The 17,112-nt window shown below is 44.6% G+C and carries 12 protein-coding genes; 10 read left to right on the top strand and 2 right to left on the bottom strand.

Annotated elements, in window-relative coordinates; translation table 11 throughout:
* Positions 1-239: 239 nt before the first annotated feature.
* The 3 genes from C7Y69_RS18730 (at position 240) to prsR (ending at position 4,930) form a co-directional block, all read left to right on the top strand.
* Complete coding sequence (locus C7Y69_RS18730; protein ID WP_126873792.1) at positions 240-1,364, top strand: beta-ketoacyl-ACP synthase III; 1,125 nt, start codon at positions 240-242, stop codon at positions 1,362-1,364.
* 114 nt (positions 1,365-1,478) lie between these two features.
* Positions 1,479-3,506, top strand: a complete 2,028-nt coding sequence (prsK, locus tag C7Y69_RS18725; protein WP_126873791.1) for an XrtA/PEP-CTERM system histidine kinase PrsK — start codon at positions 1,479-1,481, stop codon at positions 3,504-3,506.
* A 62-nt stretch (positions 3,507-3,568) separates the two neighbouring features.
* Positions 3,569-4,930 (top strand): PEP-CTERM-box response regulator transcription factor, encoded by a 1,362-nt coding sequence (prsR, locus tag C7Y69_RS18720; protein ID WP_013782917.1) that lies wholly within the window; start codon positions 3,569-3,571, stop codon positions 4,928-4,930.
* Between the two features lie 237 nt (positions 4,931-5,167).
* Here prsR and C7Y69_RS18715 read toward each other — a convergent pair whose 3' ends face one another.
* Positions 5,168-5,488 (bottom strand): hypothetical protein, encoded by a 321-nt coding sequence (locus C7Y69_RS18715; protein WP_013782918.1) that lies wholly within the window; start codon positions 5,486-5,488, stop codon positions 5,168-5,170.
* An 11-nt stretch (positions 5,489-5,499) separates the two neighbouring features.
* Positions 5,500-7,668, bottom strand: a complete 2,169-nt coding sequence (locus C7Y69_RS18710; protein WP_260563730.1) for a GGDEF domain-containing protein — start codon at positions 7,666-7,668, stop codon at positions 5,500-5,502.
* A 464-nt stretch (positions 7,669-8,132) separates the two neighbouring features.
* Here C7Y69_RS18710 and C7Y69_RS18705 point away from each other — a divergent pair, with 464 nt between their 5' ends.
* From C7Y69_RS18705 to C7Y69_RS18675, 7 genes are all read left to right on the top strand, one after another.
* A complete protein-coding gene (locus tag C7Y69_RS18705; RefSeq protein WP_013782920.1) occupies positions 8,133-8,873 on the top strand; it encodes a glutathione peroxidase in 741 nt (246 codons plus the stop codon).
* Positions 8,874-9,054: 181 nt separating this feature from the next.
* Complete coding sequence (locus C7Y69_RS18700) at positions 9,055-10,134, top strand: alpha/beta hydrolase (protein WP_013782921.1); 1,080 nt, start codon at positions 9,055-9,057, stop codon at positions 10,132-10,134.
* A 51-nt stretch (positions 10,135-10,185) separates the two neighbouring features.
* Positions 10,186-10,737: a hypothetical protein gene (locus C7Y69_RS18695; protein WP_126873790.1), complete on the top strand. Its 552-nt coding sequence runs from the start codon at positions 10,186-10,188 to the stop codon at positions 10,735-10,737.
* Positions 10,738-10,817: 80 nt separating this feature from the next.
* Positions 10,818-11,810 carry a TolC family protein gene (locus C7Y69_RS18690; RefSeq protein ID WP_126873789.1) on the top strand — a complete coding sequence of 331 codons (993 nt, stop codon included), beginning with the start codon at positions 10,818-10,820 and terminating at the stop codon, positions 11,808-11,810.
* Positions 11,788-12,441 (top strand): TolC family protein, encoded by a 654-nt coding sequence (locus tag C7Y69_RS18685; RefSeq protein WP_185864201.1) that lies wholly within the window; start codon positions 11,788-11,790, stop codon positions 12,439-12,441. Before C7Y69_RS18690 ends, C7Y69_RS18685 begins: the two co-directional genes overlap by 23 nt.
* Entirely contained in the window at positions 12,438-13,922 is a 1,485-nt protein-coding gene (locus tag C7Y69_RS18680; RefSeq protein ID WP_126873787.1) for an efflux RND transporter periplasmic adaptor subunit, read from the top strand. The genes C7Y69_RS18685 and C7Y69_RS18680 overlap by 4 nt, the downstream gene beginning before the upstream one ends.
* On the top strand, positions 13,915-17,067 hold the full coding sequence (locus C7Y69_RS18675; protein WP_126873786.1) for an efflux RND transporter permease subunit: 3,153 nt from the start codon (positions 13,915-13,917) through the stop codon (positions 17,065-17,067). Before C7Y69_RS18680 ends, C7Y69_RS18675 begins: the two co-directional genes overlap by 8 nt.
* The last annotated feature ends 45 nt before the right edge of the window (positions 17,068-17,112 follow it).

Below are 17,112 nucleotides of genomic sequence, written 5' to 3'. Positions count from 1 at the left end.
CGTGTACATTTTATGCCTAGGGTAAATCGTTGAGCGGTGATTACATAAGGGATGGTTTGAGTTAAGCTATAACTATACGTATTAACATTGAAACGATAAGTGCAGCGTAGTAGCGCTCAAATTGTCTGAGCACAGATTGTGGTTGCCTGCTAACAGTCTGTCGGATTTCACTTATCCTATTTCTCCGTTATGTCATGGCCGTATGGCTTAAACAGAAATAATAGAAAAAGAGAATGCAGATGTCTCAACAGATCGTTGTTAGCGGTGTGGGTGTTTGGCACCCTGAAAGCAGTATTACAAATCAGGAACTGGTAGATAGTTATAATGCGTATGTTGATTCGTATAACGAAGAGCATAAAGCGGAAATAGAAGCACAGCAGGTTACTGCAAAACCTTATTCTAGTGCCGAGTTCATTGAAAAAGCGTCAGGTATTAAAAGCCGATATATTTACCAAAAAGAAGGTGCGCTTGATATTTCGCGCATGAAGCCCAAAATTGAGGCTCGTGAAGATGAAGCGCTATCTCACCAAGCGGAAATAGCAGTAGAAGCAGCCAAATTGGCGTTGGCTTCTGCAAATAAAACCGCCCAAGACGTTGATGCCGTTATTGTATCTTGCGCCTATACACAACGTGCTTATCCAGCTATTGCGATTGAAGTGCAAGAAGCGCTAGGCATTGAAGGCTTTGGTTTCGATATGCTAGTGGCGTGCTCTGCCGCCACTTTTGGTATGCACCGCGCGTACGAAATGCTAAGTGCCGGTAATGCTAAGTGTGTATTGGTAATAAACCCTGAATTAGTGTCACCGCAAATTAATTATACCGACAGAGACAGCCACTTTATTTTTGGTGACGTAGCGACAGCGACGGTATTAGAAACAGCTGAAACTGTGAATAGCAAACACAGTTACGATGTTATGAGTACAAACGCGGTAACTAAGTTTTCAAATAACATTCGCTCAAACTTCGGTTACATTACGCGTACAGAAGATGTCGACCCTTATGGCGCAGATAAGCTCTTTCATCAAGCAGGGCGTAAGGTATTTAAAGAAGTGTGTCCAATGGCAGCAAATCACATAGAAAGCCACTTAGACAGACATCAGTTAACGGCGACAGACGTAAGACGTTGGTGGTTGCATCAAGCGAATATCAACATGAATACGCTGATCATAAAGCGTTTATTGGGGCGCGATGCTAATGCTGATGAAGCACCTATTGTTCTAGATGAATATGCTAATACGGCATCAGCAGGATCTGTGATTGCTTTTGGACTGAACCATGAAGATTTAGTCGCCGGTGATATTGGTGTGTTGTGCTCTTTTGGAGCCGGTTATTCAATTGGGTCATTGTTACTTAAAAAACGGTAGGCGATTAGCCTAAGCTGGCAGTAACCTAGTTTGCTGTCAGCACCACCTGCTAACACCAGAACTTTAAAAACAGAACCTCAAAAAACAATAAAAACCGGGTGAGAATAAATAGGGATGATTTCAGATATAGGCTATGCCCTTAACAGTCTGGCTTACTTACTGTTAATGCTATTACTTTTCGCAGTACGAAAGCCTGGGTTAGCTAATCACTTGTTGATTTTGGCAACAGCCACTACGCTGTTCTGGTCTACTAGCATGATAACGGCACTGTTTGGTCCCATCAGCCTTTCCTGGTTGCTCACTATTGATGCGCTCAGGCAAGTGGCATGGTTGCTCTTTTTAGCTGGGTGCCTGAAAAATAATTTCACCAACCTGTTCGATGTTCTGCGCCGCCCAACAACGCTTTTTATACTACTTCCCGGCTGCATAGCCTTGGTGCTGCCCCACGTCTTGTGGATTGACGCCTCGTGGCGTTATCTGATGCTGATTATTCTGGCCCTTGAAGTGCTTATCTTATTGGAAGTTATTTACCGTCAAGCGGATGCCGATCAATGGGCATATAAGCCTTTAATTTTATATCTTGGCGCTACCCACCTTTTTGATTTCGTTACTTACGCCAATGCCACCATGGTGAATCAGGTTGAGGTTAATTATATTGCGGCTCGTGGCTATATCTATTTCCTGCTTATTCCATTTTTAGTTATTGCCATTCGACGTATAAAGCACTGGGGCGTTGATATATTCATTTCTAGGGATGTAGTACTACACAGCTCTTTATTATTGGTTGCAGGCGCTTACCTTTTCATTATGGCCATTATTGGCTACGCCATCAGCTACGTAGGTGGAAACTGGGGCGCCATGGTGCAAACTATCTTGGTAGTACTGTCGCTTGCCCTGCTGGTTACCGTATTTTTGTCTAACTCTTTTAGAACCAAGTGTAAGGTCTTTATTACCAAGCACTTTTTTGCTAATCAGTTTGACTACCGCGTAGAGTGGATAAAGCTAACCAAAACACTGTCTAGCTCAATGGACGCCCCTAATACCGTTCACGAAAGTGCACTTCGCGGCATACTTGAAGCAATCGAATATGACTCTGGCAAATTGTTTAAACGGGTAAATAACGACTTCGAGCAGTTGGCACAAGTTAACCCATTACCAGACACCCGTGATGACTTAACCATTATTAGTGCGCTAACAGAGTATTGTGCGTCTAATACCTGGTTAATTGATGTACACGAATACCAGGCAAAGCCATTTCATTATAAAGGGCTACAAATCGACAGAGCTATTTTGAAAGAATGGGGCTATCAGCTTTATCTTCCATTTTACAAAAATGATGAAATTTGGGGCTTCGCCATCCTTGCGGCTGGTGATAAAGAACGACTGAGCTTAAATTGGGAAGTGAGAGATTATCTCAATGCTATCACCGAGCAGGTAAGTATGTTTGTGTTCCATCATGAAGCTTCAAAGCTGGTAGCGGAAAATGCCCAGTTTGCTGCGTTTAATAGAATGTCAGCGTTTGTTGTGCATGATTTGAAGAATGTGATGGCACAAGTCGATTTGATCTTGGCCAACGCGCAGCAGCATAAACACAACCCCGAGTTTATTGAAGACACATTTGAAACATTGGAACATACCAAAGCGCGTATGGATAAAATGTTAAAGCAATTAACGGATAAAAAGATTAATGATGATGGGGCTCACACTTCGTGCTCGTTATCGCATATTATTAATGATGTAGTGGCAAACCGATGCATGGGGCTTCTTCCCGCCCCTAAAGTGCACTGCAGCAGCGAAGAGCCGGTATTAATTGATAAAGAAAAAGTCGCCAATGTTTTCTATCACCTAATAAGTAATGCGCAACAAGCAACCGAAGATAGCGGCGAAATAGATATTGTACTAACGCATGACATCCAAAACCGTGTTCAATATGTAATGATAGAGGACACAGGAACCGGGATGGATCAAGACTTCATCGATACTCGCTTGTTTACACCTTTCGATACCACGAAAGGTAACGCAGGAATGGGGATTGGTGCGTACGATGCGAAAACGTACATTGAATCTATTGGTGGGAAAATAAGCGTTCAAAGTGAACCAGGGAAAGGGAGTTGTTTTACGCTAGCATTTACGCTGAATTGAGCAAAGTGAGCGATGACAACCAACCTATGTTGATATGGACGAAGTAACACAGGAACAGACTGATGACAGATACCGTTTTAGTGGTAGATGACGATTTAGGTATTCAGAAACAATTAAAGTGGAGCTTAACCGACTACGACGTTGTTTTTGCTGACGATCATACCTCGGCAATTGCGCAACTGCGCCGTTACGAACCTAAAGTCGTGACACTAGATTTAGGGCTGCCACCCGACCCAGCAAATGCGTCGGAAGGCTTGAGAATTCTACAAGATATTATTTCCTTAGCGCCTAGAACCAAGGTCATTGTTGTCACCGGTAACAACGAAAAAGAGAATGCACTTAAAGCTATCAACTTCGGTGCCTACGACTTTTACCAAAAACCCATAGATTCTGACACCATAAAGCTACTCGTGTATCGCGCGCTTAATTTGGCGAAATTAGAGTTAGAAAACAGCATTTTATCCAAAGTGCGCACAGGTATGAGCCGTATCATTGGTAACAGTGAGTCTATTCAAACGGTAGTGCGTAAAGCTGAAAAAATAGCGAATACCGATGTGAGTACGTTACTGCTAGGTGAAAGTGGAACGGGTAAAGAGGTGTTTGCTCGCAGCATCCATGAACACAGCCCTCGTAAAGATAAACCGTTTGTTGCCATTAACTGTGCATCTATTCCTGAAAATCTTTTGGAAAGTGAGCTTTTCGGTTACGAGAAAGGCGCATTTACTGGCGCCAATAAAACGACCCTAGGTAAAATTGAAACCGCCCAAGGTGGCACGCTATTTCTAGATGAAATTGGCGATATGCCTATCGGACTGCAAGCCAAAATGCTACGTTTTTTACAAGAACGTGTTATTGAGCGAGTGGGGGGCCGTGCCGAAATTCCTGTGGATATTAGGGTTATTTGTGCGACCCACAGAGATTTGCAAACCATGGTGGCAGAAGAGCGTTTTAGGGAAGATTTATATTACCGTGTTGGTGAAATTCCCATTATGATCCCGCCGTTGCGAGATAGAGATCAAGATATTATCTTGCTTGCCCGTACCTTCCTTAATATTTATCGTGAAGAGTTTAATGCCAAGGCAAAGAGCTTTTCTGAATCTGCGATTAATTCCATGCTGGCTCACAAATGGCCTGGGAATATTCGTGAAATGCAAAATAAGCTGAAATCGGCAGTGATCATGGCCGAGGGTACAGTCATACAGCCTGATGACTTAGGTTTGTTCGCGGTAGATGGTAGTGGAGAGTCTGAAACCTTGAATCTTCGCGAGGTACGAGAGGTTGCTGAAAGTAAGGCAATTCGTAGGGCGTATCATCAAGCGGATAAAAATATGTCTAAAACCGCTGAATTGCTAGGTGTTACGCGCCCAACCTTGTACTCACTTATTGATAAATACCACTTGGATGACTTAAAAAGTTCGGCGTGAGACTCATCGAAAAGGCGTAGTTTGATGCTACGCTCTTGCCTATCGCACCCTTAGGTGCGATAGGCTTCATAAAGCCACTATTTAGGTATAACCTGTTACTACGACAAGCTTGGTCGAGCGCGCTAGTCTTATAGCGGATTCGTTGGGACAGCTTCACTGTGACAACTTCACTGCGACAACTCACAATGTCTCAAAACCCATGCTGCGTCTCCAGAGGTACTCAAACAGTGGCTCTGCTCAGGGAATATGGTATTGGCTGTGATGTTTAGCTAATAAATCATGCCCGTAAAAGGCGACATGCAACCCAATATTGCCCTGATCATCTTCGGTAAAAATTGGCGTCGAGCATTCATTACAGAAAAACTGTTTGCTGTTTGGCGATAGCTGTAGCTCACCTAGCATCGATGGCGCACAATCTATCACTAGATGCTCACGTGCACCGGCGATGGTGAGGTTAAGCGTTTCGCTGCAGGATAATGTTTCTACGTCCAACTCATCTTCGCTAATATCAGACAACTCAAATTGCACGGCCTGACACTGGCAACTACCTTTATACATAATGTACGCTCCTACTCATCGGGCCAATTTATGCTCGACAGCGTGTTAAATGATGTAGAAATGTATGACTGCTTAAAATGAAATTTTTTATCGAGAGGGGTGTCTTGCACATCGCCAATCAGGGCTTTATTGGTATCGATAACCCCAATCCACCCATTGCGGCCAGACATTTTGGTGGCATATAAACAATAATCTACCACTGAAAAGGTGCTCTTCCAGCTTTCTTCGAAGGACACATGTTCAACAGGGGGAAGAATACTAAAGCCGATACTGCAGGTAACACGAAGCGAGCGAGTATCGTCGATATGAAACACGTTATCATTTACTGCGGCGCGGCATCGTTCGGCCAGTTGGGGAAGGTCATCTCGCATAGAGTGACGGCATATTACCAAGAACTCTTCGCCGCCCCAGCGAATAAGTAAATCCGTTTGCCTGAAAACTTCTCGAAGGACGTCGGCGAACTGACTCAGTACTTTATCGCCCGCTAAATGGCCATGCTCATCATTAATACGTTTAAAATGGTCGATGTCTATTAAGAAGCAAAGCAGGTCTTGGTTGCGTTCATTGTGACCTTCTTGATGTTTGTTCGCATGAGCACTGCGCTTAAGTTCACCTGGCAATTGGGATTCAAGGTAGTGCCGGTTATACAAGCCTGTCAGGGAATCATGCAGACTCACTTGCTCAAGGGTTTTATAGGCTGTTTGTAGCTCAGAATTTTTTTGTTCAAGCTCTTTTGTTCGCTGCTTAACTTCACGGCGAAGCCTGATGGTTTGTTGGCGCTGAGTGTATCTGCTCCAAATGAGAAAAAGCGTTAATAACCCTGCAATTAAGGTACTCCAAAACAATGTCGTGCGCAGATTAGTTTGCTCGGCTTCAGCTAATGCAAGTTGTTTGGTTTTCTGTAATACCTGAATAGACTGTGCTTGACGCTCAATTTCTATTTCGGCTTGAAGTTGCGCAATAGCGACCTCGCTACCTGAGCTCAGCACCTCTTCTCGTATATTTTGCAATACCGACTGAATATCTAATGCGCGCTTAAACTCCCCCTTTGCTGCTAGGGCTTTCACTTGAATCGATAAGAAGTTCAGCTGGCTGCGTAAATCTCCGCGCCGTCTTGCTTCAATAGTGCCATTTTTAGCGTACGCTAGCGCATCGTCAAACTGTTGCAATGACATCATTGCATTGGCTAATGCTAGGCGGGCTTGTTGCAGCAACTTTTGCTGGCCTGTAGATTTAGCCACCGCGAGTGATTCCTCTAGCAACATCAAGCCTTGCTCTGTGTCACCGGTTTTTACCAGCGCTTCGCCTAACCATGCCTGAGTAGTAGAAATTTCATTTGCCTCCCCATTCTCTTTTAATAGGGTTAGTGCGTGTGTAAGTGCTTCTGATGCTTCTTCAATATCGCCTTTCAGTAACAGCAAAGCGCCAATCTTACCCAGTATTTGAGCTGTTAGCGGCTTGTCATTACTTGTTTTCGCTATTTGTAATGCGTCTTGATAATACGTGTTGGCCTCAGAAAACTGATTTAATGTGACATATATATCACCAATGGTGGCGAGGCCTTGGCCAGTACTTTTTGTATCTTGTTGTACCCGAAATAAGCTTAATGCTTTTTTTAATGTATAAAGAGCAGCCTGAACTTGGCCTTGTTCTTTTTGGACAAGGCCAATTTCCATTTGAATGGTCGCATTTAACGGGAGGACACCTTGGGTTTGCGCGATAGATTGGGCACGTCGAAGGTAGCCAATAGATTGCTCATAGTTCCCTAGAAAACGTTGCGAAGTACCAAGGTGGTGTAAGGTATTTGCCATATCAATAAGTTGGCCATGGCGGGTGAATCCATCTAACGCAACGTAGAGTGCATCGTTTGCTACATTGAAACGGGATGCGCTTTGTAATAGCTGCCCTACCTCATAGAACGTACTGGCCGACAATGTACTTATCGACAATGTACCGCTTTGATGGGCTTGTTCAATGGCAAGTAGAGTTTGACGCTCGGCATCCTCGAAAGCCCCGCTTTGAATGAGTTCGTGAACAGTTTGAGTAAGGGCTGCAGGTGAAGCTTTTGTAGGCGAAGAAAAGCCCACTAAAGCGAAAAGTAGCGAAACGGTGACAATGCTGGTGGCAAAACGCCGAGCCGACTGTCTGGGCATTATAGAAGCTTCCTTACGACTACGCATTTATTGCCCTCCCTTTAATAAAGAAGAAGGACTGAAAATTTATGAGTAAAACTGAAGTGCTGATATCGTTATAAGCAGTCAATTTCTATCACTACTATTATGGCGAACAACCCGAAGAAATAACGTATCAGGTATTAGACTAAAGTATAAACTGGGCGCAGAGAGTACCTGTTCCAATCAGAATTTACACATTAAATAAAACTGTTATGCTTTTTTGAGTTCGGCTTGCCGGAAGCGTAAGGCTGAATCATTCCCTGACAGGTTGAAACTTTTGTCTAACATAAAATAAGAATATAGTGAGATGCACAATATTGAAAAGCTTAATGTGTCTTAATAAGCATTAATATTAGTCGTTACGCATGCTAATTCATACCTTTACTCGGATTAGATGAACCGAGGCTGTTCTTTTTTCTTAGATTTCTCTATGCTAGCAACTTCATTTATTTGCGCGTAGCGAGAACACTATGTCAGAAAGTCGTTTTATATCAAAAGAAGGTCAGCAAGTACCTTCCGTATCTATTCCTGTTCGCGATGGCGAAACGTGGGCAACTAAAACCACTGAAGAATTGTTTAGCAACAAAACAGTGGTGGTTTTTTCACTTCCCGGCGCGTTTACGCCTACATGTTCTTCTACGCACTTACCTCGCTACAATGCACTCGCCAAAGTTTTTAAACAGCATGGCGTAGATGACATATTGTGCATATCAGTCAACGATACGTTTGTAATGAATGCATGGGCAGCCGATCAAGAAGCAGAAAATGTTACTGTTATACCAGATGGTAATGGTGATTTTACTGACGGTATGGGTATGTTGGTAGACAAAGCTGATTTAGGTTTTGGAAAGCGTAGCTGGCGCTATTCTATGTTGGTTAAAAACGGCACTGTAGAGAAAATGTTCATTGAACCAGACGTGCCTGGCGACCCGTTTGAGGTTTCTGATGCCGACACTATGCTTGCTTATATAGCCCCAGGCGCTGAGAAACAAGCGCCGGTATCACTATTCACTAAGCCTAACTGCCCATTTTGTACAAAAGCGAAAGCGTTGTTAACCGACAAGGGTTACGACTTTGAAGAGATTGTACTAGGGAAAGATGCCTCGTTAACTAGCCTTAACGCAATGACTGGCCGTGACACCGTACCTCAAGTATTCATTGGCGGTAAGCATATTGGCGGGTCAGACGACTTAGCATTGTATTTTAGCTAAATACAAGTAACGACGGTAACAAAGCGCTTACTAACACAACATGTGCTAAAACAGGGCTTGTTGAGCTGAAATTTGTTAAAACAGCATACCGTCACAGTGTAACTGTAATAGCGTAAGGTCATTATTTAATGGCCTTATTTTGTTATAATTGGCTAATTGTAATGCCTTCTGGAGAATATACGTGCATTCAAAGTTTGCTCTCGCAAAATTATCTATACTTCCTGTTGCAGTAGTGTGCTTTGCATTGATAGGCACATTAATAGGAACATTTTTCGCTAGTTCTGCAGCAGCCAGCACTCTTGAAACACAAGACGCATTAACGCGATTTGCTGATTTTTATAAGCAAGAGTGGGGTGAAACGCAGCGATGTAAATCTTCTAAACTGCATCGCTACACGGTATGTGGCAACGTACTTCGCAACGAAGGTAATGCTCCCTTCGTGCTGCATCACGATACCCCTTCAAAGAAAGTGGCCGTGCTAGTCCACGGACTTAGTGATTCACCTTTCTTTATGCGAGAAATTAGCAATATTTTATTCAACGAAGGCTACGACGTTATTGTTCCACTGTTACCTGGGCATGGGTTGCGAGATGATGAGGGGGCAATGAGTGACAGCGATTTAGCCGAGCGTTGGCAAGCACATGTTGATGAGGTTATCGCGTTAGCTGATGACATGGGCGACACCCTGATTGTTGGAGGGTTTTCTACTGGTGGCGCATTAGCGGTCGATCAGTACCTAGACACAAATGAAAACATAGATGGGCTTATGTTGTTTTCTGGTGCATTGGCACTTTCTGAAAATGCCGAGAGTATGTCTAGAATTTGGGGTATTAAGTGGGTGGCGAAAATTGTGGATGGTAGTTATATCACGCACGGTCCGAACCCTTTTAAATACCCAAATGTTGCAGGCTTTGCGGGGTTAGAGTTGATGGATATTATTGAAAAAATTCGCGACGACTTCGAAGACGGCAAGCGTATTGAAGTGCCTCTTTTTGCTGCGCACTCTCAAGCTGATGCCACCACGCCTATTCACGGTGTAGAAAATCTAATGGAAAATAGCGCAGGGCCAAATACGTTTTTTGTTATCGATGCATCTTATGCGTTGTGCCACGCCGACCTTGTGGTGAACACGTCAATGTTACACGATATGAAGTTCAATAAAGTCATGGTAAATGAAAACGAAGAATGTGCAGTACCAAAAGCAAATCCTTTATTTTCAACCATGACAATGATGCTGAAAACCTATGCGCAACAATTCTAGCGTTTTACAGCTCTAACAAATGCGATTAAGCTTTAAGGCATGATAGCTAAATTGAAAAAGCAGCGACGTGGCTACGTCGTCATATTGATAATGGTTATTTCCTTGGTGACTAAATTGTCGCCGGGAATGGCTATGCCAAACACTATGCCAATGGCTACCTCAAAGGCCGCGACAACGCCTGCGGACGTGATGTCTAATGAAGCAAATTCTGAGTACAATTCATCAGAAGCAAGTCGCGCCAATAAAAAAATGCATGCTGGTGCTAGTGGGTGCCATTCAGCTATTTACGCTTCTACAAGCGAAGTAATCACGCCTTCAAGCGCTCAATCTACTGCAAAAAATGCTCACGCCATTCATAGTGGCTCAAGTGCTCCCCGCGAAGCTATGAAATCTAGTATGCACGGTGACACATCTGAGTCGTGCTGCGACGTCCAGTGTCAATGCCCTACAGGTGTATGTGCCACTGTTTATGCCGTCATAAATAACGAACTCTCGGTAGCAGTTATTGCGCCCACTCCGTTGGTGGTTTTTGTTAACCACCAAACTCCTTACACTATACCCAACACCCAATTTCGCCCCCCAAAATTCACTTTCGCAGGATAGTTGTATCTGGCGGGAGCGTATAGCACCCATGGTTTTCTTTTTATTCCCTTAGTACAAAGGGAAATTGATGTGGTTTTCTCATGTTTGCATTTAATCTGGGTATGATTTTTAACTACCAAACTCAAGTTCGATTACGTACTTGTTACCTTCAGCGTGCTTGGCTAGGGATATTACTTTTTGTAATTAATACACCTTCCCTCGCAACGACCCTCAGTCTTAAAGATGCGCAACATCTCGCACTAAACCAAGACGTTTATTTTCAAGGCAGCAAACTTGAAGAGGCTGCGTATCAGCACGATAGTAATGCGGCTGATAGTTGGGATAACCCCACAATCAGCACTACATTGCAAAGCGTGCCAACAGATGGATTTTCGCTGAATCAAGAGCCTATGACACAGTTGAAATTGGGTATTCGACAAGCTATGCCAAGGGGGAATTCCGCAAACATCTCCCGCACCATTGCCATTGAGCAAGCCCAAAAAGAACCTGTGAAAAGAGCAGCAAGGCGAGCGTGGTTGTTGCGAGAAGTGTCGCTGGAGTGGCTGGCGTGGTATCGGGCAGAGCAAACCCTAGCCTTGTTACGAGAAGAGTCGCACTCGTTAGTGCAATTACTCGAGACAGTAGAGTCGTCTTACCGAAGTGGTGTGGGGAGCACTCAACAGCAAGATATTATTCAGATTCGACTAGAGCGCCTTCGCTTAAAAGATACGATTTTGCAGAAACAACAAGCTGCATCGGTGGCTTTAGCGCAGTTGTCGAGATGGTTCGATTTCTCCAGTGAAGTCAGTTTTACTGTGCCCGAAACCCTTAATCATCACGATATATTCCCTTTTAATAAATCCGTAGCTAGACAGGTCAAACGACGTGACGTACTAGATGTTATTGACGCTCATCCTTCTGTGCAGTTACTTGCAAAAGACGAGTTGGTGGCTACACAGAAACTTAGTCTAGCCAAAGAGCAAACCAAACCTATGTGGGCCTTCGAAGCAGCCTACGGATATCGACAAGATGCCCAAAACGGCATGAGTCAGGCTGACTTTATTAGTGTGGGTGTCCAAGTCGATTTACCTTAGTGTGGGTGTCCAAGTCGATTTACCGCTGTTTAGCAGTAAGCGGCAAGATGCAAATGTGTCGGCATCAGCAGCAAGATTAGGGGTGACATCCACACAGCGACGACTAGAAGTGAGGCGATTAGCAGCCCTTGCTAAAGCACGTGAAGCAGAGCTTGTCAGTTTGTCCGCTAGGCAGCAATTATTTGATACCGCACTACTTGAACAATCAGAGAGTTTAGCCGAGTCAGCGCTTAATACATACATAGCGGATAAGGGCACATTCGACGGTGTAATGCGTGCACGTATCTTATATATATCAGCAAAGTTAGATGCCTTAGCGCTTCACGTCGATATAGCAAAGACTTTAGCCGAACTCGCTTACCTATATTACCCGCTGACAAACGAACAAAATCAGTTAACAGTTTCTCGATTAAAAGACAGATTTCTAGACACCCATATTTCAAGTAGCCATGTGCATACCCCATCCAGTGCACAATTCGGTTATGGACAATTCGGTTATGGACACCCACTTCAAAGCTCTGAATCAAACAATGAATCACTACTGACTAGAGTGGAGACTAAAGTGGACATCCACACTAATTCAAACATGGACACCCACAAAATCACTACCGACGGAGCAGCAAAACAATGAAGACACTATTTATTTTAATAGTCGGGTTACTCGGTGGCGCAGCGGCTATGTTTGTTTGGAATACAAATATGCAGGGCGAGGCTGCTGTTGAGAGTGTGGTTGCTGGCAGTGATGACAAGTTAATTAATAAAAAGCCCCTTTATTGGGTTGCACCTATGGATGATGCCTACCGTCGAGATAAACCGGGTAAGTCGCCAATGGGCATGGATCTAGTGCCTGTATATCCGGCATTGGATAGCAGTGAAAATCATGGTGAAGGTGAGGTGACAATTTCACCCCAGGTACAGCAAAATATGGGTGTGAAGTTTACCACGGTAAAACGAGGGCAACTGGATTTGACCTTTAGTGCTGTGGGGAATGTTACCTATAACGAAGACTACTTGGTGCATATCCACCCCAGAGTAGAGGGTTGGATTGATAAGCTGTTTATTAAAACGGAAGGTGAGGCCGTTAGCCAAGGGCAAAAACTGTATACCCTTTATTCACCTGCTTTGGTGACTGCGCAAGAGGAATTTGTTATTGCGCTAAAGCGAGGAGACACACGCTTAGCCGCAGGTGCTAAACAACGTTTAAAAGCGCTGCACTTATCGGATGGGTTTATTGCGCAACTCGAAAAAAGCCGCGAGGTTTCACAAACTATTACCTTCTTTGCTCCCCAAGCCGGCGTGGTAGAACATTTAGGCGTTCGCGAAGGGTTCTACGTTCAACCTGGCACCACGGTGCTTAGCATTGCTCGTTTAGACAGTGTATGGGTTGAAGCGCGCGTATTTGAACAAGATGTCCCTAAAGTGGCACTTGATCAGCAGGTATCGGTCACGTTTGACTATCTGCCAAATAAAATCTTTTCAGGAAAAGTTGATTTTATCTACCCAGCACTTGATGTTGAAACACGTACGCTCAAAGTACGGGTTACTTTAAAGAACGACAGCGGTGATATTAAACCGAATATGTTCGCCAATATGATTTTTACCAAGCAAACCGAAAGGCCTGTGCTGTATGTGCCTTATCAAAGCGTTATTCAAATACAGTCGCAGGACCAAAATCAAAATCTCGGCCAAAACCGAGTCGTTATGAACGTCGAAGAAAACTTCAAATCTATAGCCGTCAACGTGGGGCGTAAAGCCGGGGAGTTCATTGAAATAACTCAAGGCGTAAATGAAGGTGACAAAATAGTGCTGTCGGCGCAGTTTCTGATTGATTCAGAGTCGTCTAAAACATCAGATTTCAAGCGTATGCAGTCTCATGGCGATCAGGAAATGGTAAAAGACAACAAGCCAATGTCTGATATGCCTAAGCAGGGGCTAATGCAACATGACCTAATGCAACACGATTCAACAAAACATGGCTCAACACAACACGATTCAACCCAAAAAGAATCAAACCTGCCAGAGAAATCCCATCATGGAGTACATCATCAGGAAGTGAACCACGAGGCCAAGCATCACGAGGCCAAGCATCACGAGGGCATGCACCATGATTGAAGCCATCATACGCTGGTCGGTGGCCAATCGCATATTAGTGCTGCTGGCAACGGTGTTTATCTCTATTGGTGGGGTAATAGCGGTAAAACAAACTCCCATTGATGCTATTCCTGATTTATCAGATGTTCAGGTGATTGTTAAAACCAGCTATGCAGGGCAATCGCCTCAAGTGGTGGAAGATCAAGTAACCTATCCGCTCACCACTGCCTTAATGTCTGTGCCGGGTGCAAAAACAGTTCGAGGATTTTCATTTTTTGGTGACTCTTATGTGTACGTTATTTTTGACGACAGTACCGATATGTATTGGGCACGAAGCAGAGTGCTGGAATACCTTAGCCAAATAACCTTGCCTGATGGCGTGGTACCCAAACTGGGGCCTGATGCGACTGGGGTAGGTTGGGTTTACATGTATGCCCTTGTTGATGAGTTACACAACTACGATGCTGGTGAGCTTAGGGCTTTGCAAGACTGGTTCTTAAAATACGAATTGCAAAGCGTGCAAGGGGTGTCGGAAGTCGCCTCTGTAGGCGGCATGGTTAAACAGTATTTACTGCAACTTCATCCGCAAAAGTTGCAAGCGTATAACGTGCCTTTACGTCATATTGAAACGGCACTCGCCCGAGGCAACAATGCAGCGGGGGCGTCAGTGATAGAAATGGCTGAAGCCGAGTATATGGTGACATCTTCTGCCTATCTTACGGGTACTGAAGATATTGCTAATATTCCTTTAGGCGTTGTTCACAATGGCGTGGCGATAACGATAGGCCATGTCGCGAGTGTAGTAGAGGCGCCACTTATGCGAAGAGGCATCGCTGAGCTAAACGGAAACGGCGAAGTGGTAGGTGGCATAGTGGTGATGCGCTTTGGCGAAAATGCTAAGGCGACCATTGATAATGTGAAGGCGCGTATTGAAACGTTGAAGGCCAGTTTACCTAATGGCGTAAATATTGTACCTGTATACGACCGTTCCACCCTTATCGATAATGCCGTCGATAACCTATGGAGCAAGCTTGTTGAAGAGTTACTTGTGGTGGGTGCCGTCTGCTTAGTGTTTCTTTTTCATGTGCGGTCGTCGCTGGTTGCCATAATCACATTGCCAATTGGCATATTAATGGCCTTTATTGTAATGAAGTTTCAAGGCCTTAACGCAAATATTATGTCTTTAGGTGGTATTGCCATTGCTATGGGGGCCATGGTGGATGGCGCTATTGTGTTGGTGGAAAACCTGCATAAGCATATTGAACGAGCGACAGCGCAAGGAGAGCAAGTAAAAGGTGAAGCGCGTTGGGCGCTAGTGGTGAAGTCGGCCACCGAAGTGGGGCCAGCCCTGTTCTTTTCACTGTTGATAATTACCGTGTCTTTTATCCCTGTTTTTACCTTAGAAGCACAAGAAGGGCGAATGTTTGCCCCTCTCGCTTTTACGAAAACCTATGCCATGGCTGCCGCTGCGGCGTTAGCCATTACCTTGGTGCCAGTGTTAGCCGGCTATTTCGTGACAGGCAAGCTAAAAGCAGAGCATCGCAACCCGTTAAACAGGGCTATTTCGACAGGGTATGTTAAGGCGTTAACGGCTGCGCTGAACCACCCTCGAAAAATAGTGTTCGCAGCCCTTATTGCGTTAGTTTCTGTAGTATGGCCAATGCAGCATATCGGTAGTGAATTCATGCCATCTTTGGATGAGGGGGACTTACTCTATATGCCTACTACTTACCCTGGAATTTCGGTGGGCAAAGCCAGAGAGTTGCTACAACAAACCGATAAGCTGATTGCCACAATACCCGAGGTGCAAAATGTATTCGGTAAAGTGGGTAGAGCAGATACCGCTACCGATCCTGCGCCTTTAACTATGATAGAAACCTTTGTGCAATTAAAGCCAAAATCCCAGTGGCGTGCAGGTATGACAACATCAAAATTGAAGGAAATATTAAACAGTACGGTGCAATTTCCAGGCGTATCCAATGCGTGGGTGATGCCAATTAAAACGCGTATCGACATGCTCGCTACTGGTATTAAAACGCCGGTGGGTATCAAAATAGCGGGGCCAGAATTAGCGGGCATTCAGCAGGTGGGTGTACAAATAGAACAAGCGCTACAAGACTTTGAGAATACCGCATCGGTATTTGCCGAGAAAGTTGCAGGTGGGCGTTATATCACTATTGATATTAGTCGTGATAGGGCGGCGCGATATGGGCTTAATATCGCTGATATCCAAGAGGTCATCAACACTGCTATAGGTGGGCGTACATTGGGTGAAACCGTAGAGGGAAGGCAGCGTTTTCCTATCAGTATGCGTTACCCACAACAATACAGAGATTCTCCAGAAGCGCTAAGACAACTTCCCATAGTGTTAGCAAACGGTGCCAATATTACCTTGGGCGAGGTAGCCGATATTGCTATTGAGGTGGGGCCCGCAGCAATAAAAAGCGAAAATGCTCGATTAAACGGTTGGGTATTTATCGATATTGAAAGCGGCGATTTAGGCAGTTACGTACAAAGCGCAAAAGAGCATATTGCTAATACGGTTTCATTGCCTCCAGGCTACTCCTTAACGTGGGCGGGGCAGTTTGAATACTTAGAAAGGGCGGAAGCACGGCTTAGCATAATGGTGCCATTTACCATAGCCGTTATCGTGTTGCTGCTGTATTTAAGCTTCAGGCGAGTTGCCGATGTAGCACTTATTATGGTTACCTTGCCATTGGCACTAATTGGCAGCTACTGGCTACTGTATGCACTGGAGTTCAACTTCTCTGTAGCCGTTGCCGTTGGGTTTATTGCCTTGGCGGGTGTCGCGGTTGAAATAGGCGTTATTATGCTGGTGTACCTGCATCAAGCGGTTGAAGCGTTTGATGGAAAAGCTTGCTCTACTACGCATGCCCAAGCATCTGCTGAGCAAATAAAACAAGCACTTAAAGAAGCCATCATTGAAGGCGCCACCCGGCGTGTTAGGCCGGTAATGATGACGGCGCTGTCTATTATAATAGGCTTACTACCTGTGCTGTATGCAACGGGAACCGGTGCTGAAATTATGCGACGTATTGCTGCACCCATGGTAGGAGGCATGTTAAGTGCGCTAGCGCTAACTCTGTTTGTGCTACCTACTATGTTTTACCTTGTTCAGGCGTGGCAGATGAAGCGACGTTCGTAAGAAAACACGCTACATAACCACCTTAGAAACAAAAAGGCAGTTAGG

Source organism: Alteromonas sp. KS69, from assembly GCF_003989595.1.
GTDB lineage: Bacteria > Pseudomonadota > Gammaproteobacteria > Enterobacterales > Alteromonadaceae > Alteromonas > Alteromonas naphthalenivorans.
This window is presented reverse-complemented; position numbering and strand designations above follow the sequence as displayed.

Excerpts from the sequence above, each read along its gene's own strand:
- prsR (WP_013782917.1), top strand. The coding sequence starts at position 3,569 with ATGACAGATACCGTTTTAGTGGTAGATGACGATTTAGGTATTCAGAAA.
- C7Y69_RS18680 (WP_126873787.1), top strand. The coding sequence starts at position 12,438 with ATGAAGACACTATTTATTTTAATAGTCGGGTTACTCGGTGGCGCAGCG.
- C7Y69_RS18710 (WP_260563730.1), bottom strand. The coding sequence starts at position 7,668 with ATGCGTAGTCGTAAGGAAGCTTCTATAATGCCCAGACAGTCGGCTCGG.
- C7Y69_RS18690 (WP_126873789.1), top strand. The coding sequence starts at position 10,818 with ATGTTTGCATTTAATCTGGGTATGATTTTTAACTACCAAACTCAAGTT.
- C7Y69_RS18705 (WP_013782920.1), top strand. The coding sequence starts at position 8,133 with ATGTCAGAAAGTCGTTTTATATCAAAAGAAGGTCAGCAAGTACCTTCC.
- C7Y69_RS18730 (WP_126873792.1), top strand. The coding sequence starts at position 240 with ATGTCTCAACAGATCGTTGTTAGCGGTGTGGGTGTTTGGCACCCTGAA.
- C7Y69_RS18675 (WP_126873786.1), top strand. The coding sequence starts at position 13,915 with ATGATTGAAGCCATCATACGCTGGTCGGTGGCCAATCGCATATTAGTG.
- C7Y69_RS18715 (WP_013782918.1), bottom strand. The coding sequence starts at position 5,488 with ATGTATAAAGGTAGTTGCCAGTGTCAGGCCGTGCAATTTGAGTTGTCT.
- prsK (WP_126873791.1), top strand. The coding sequence starts at position 1,479 with ATGATTTCAGATATAGGCTATGCCCTTAACAGTCTGGCTTACTTACTG.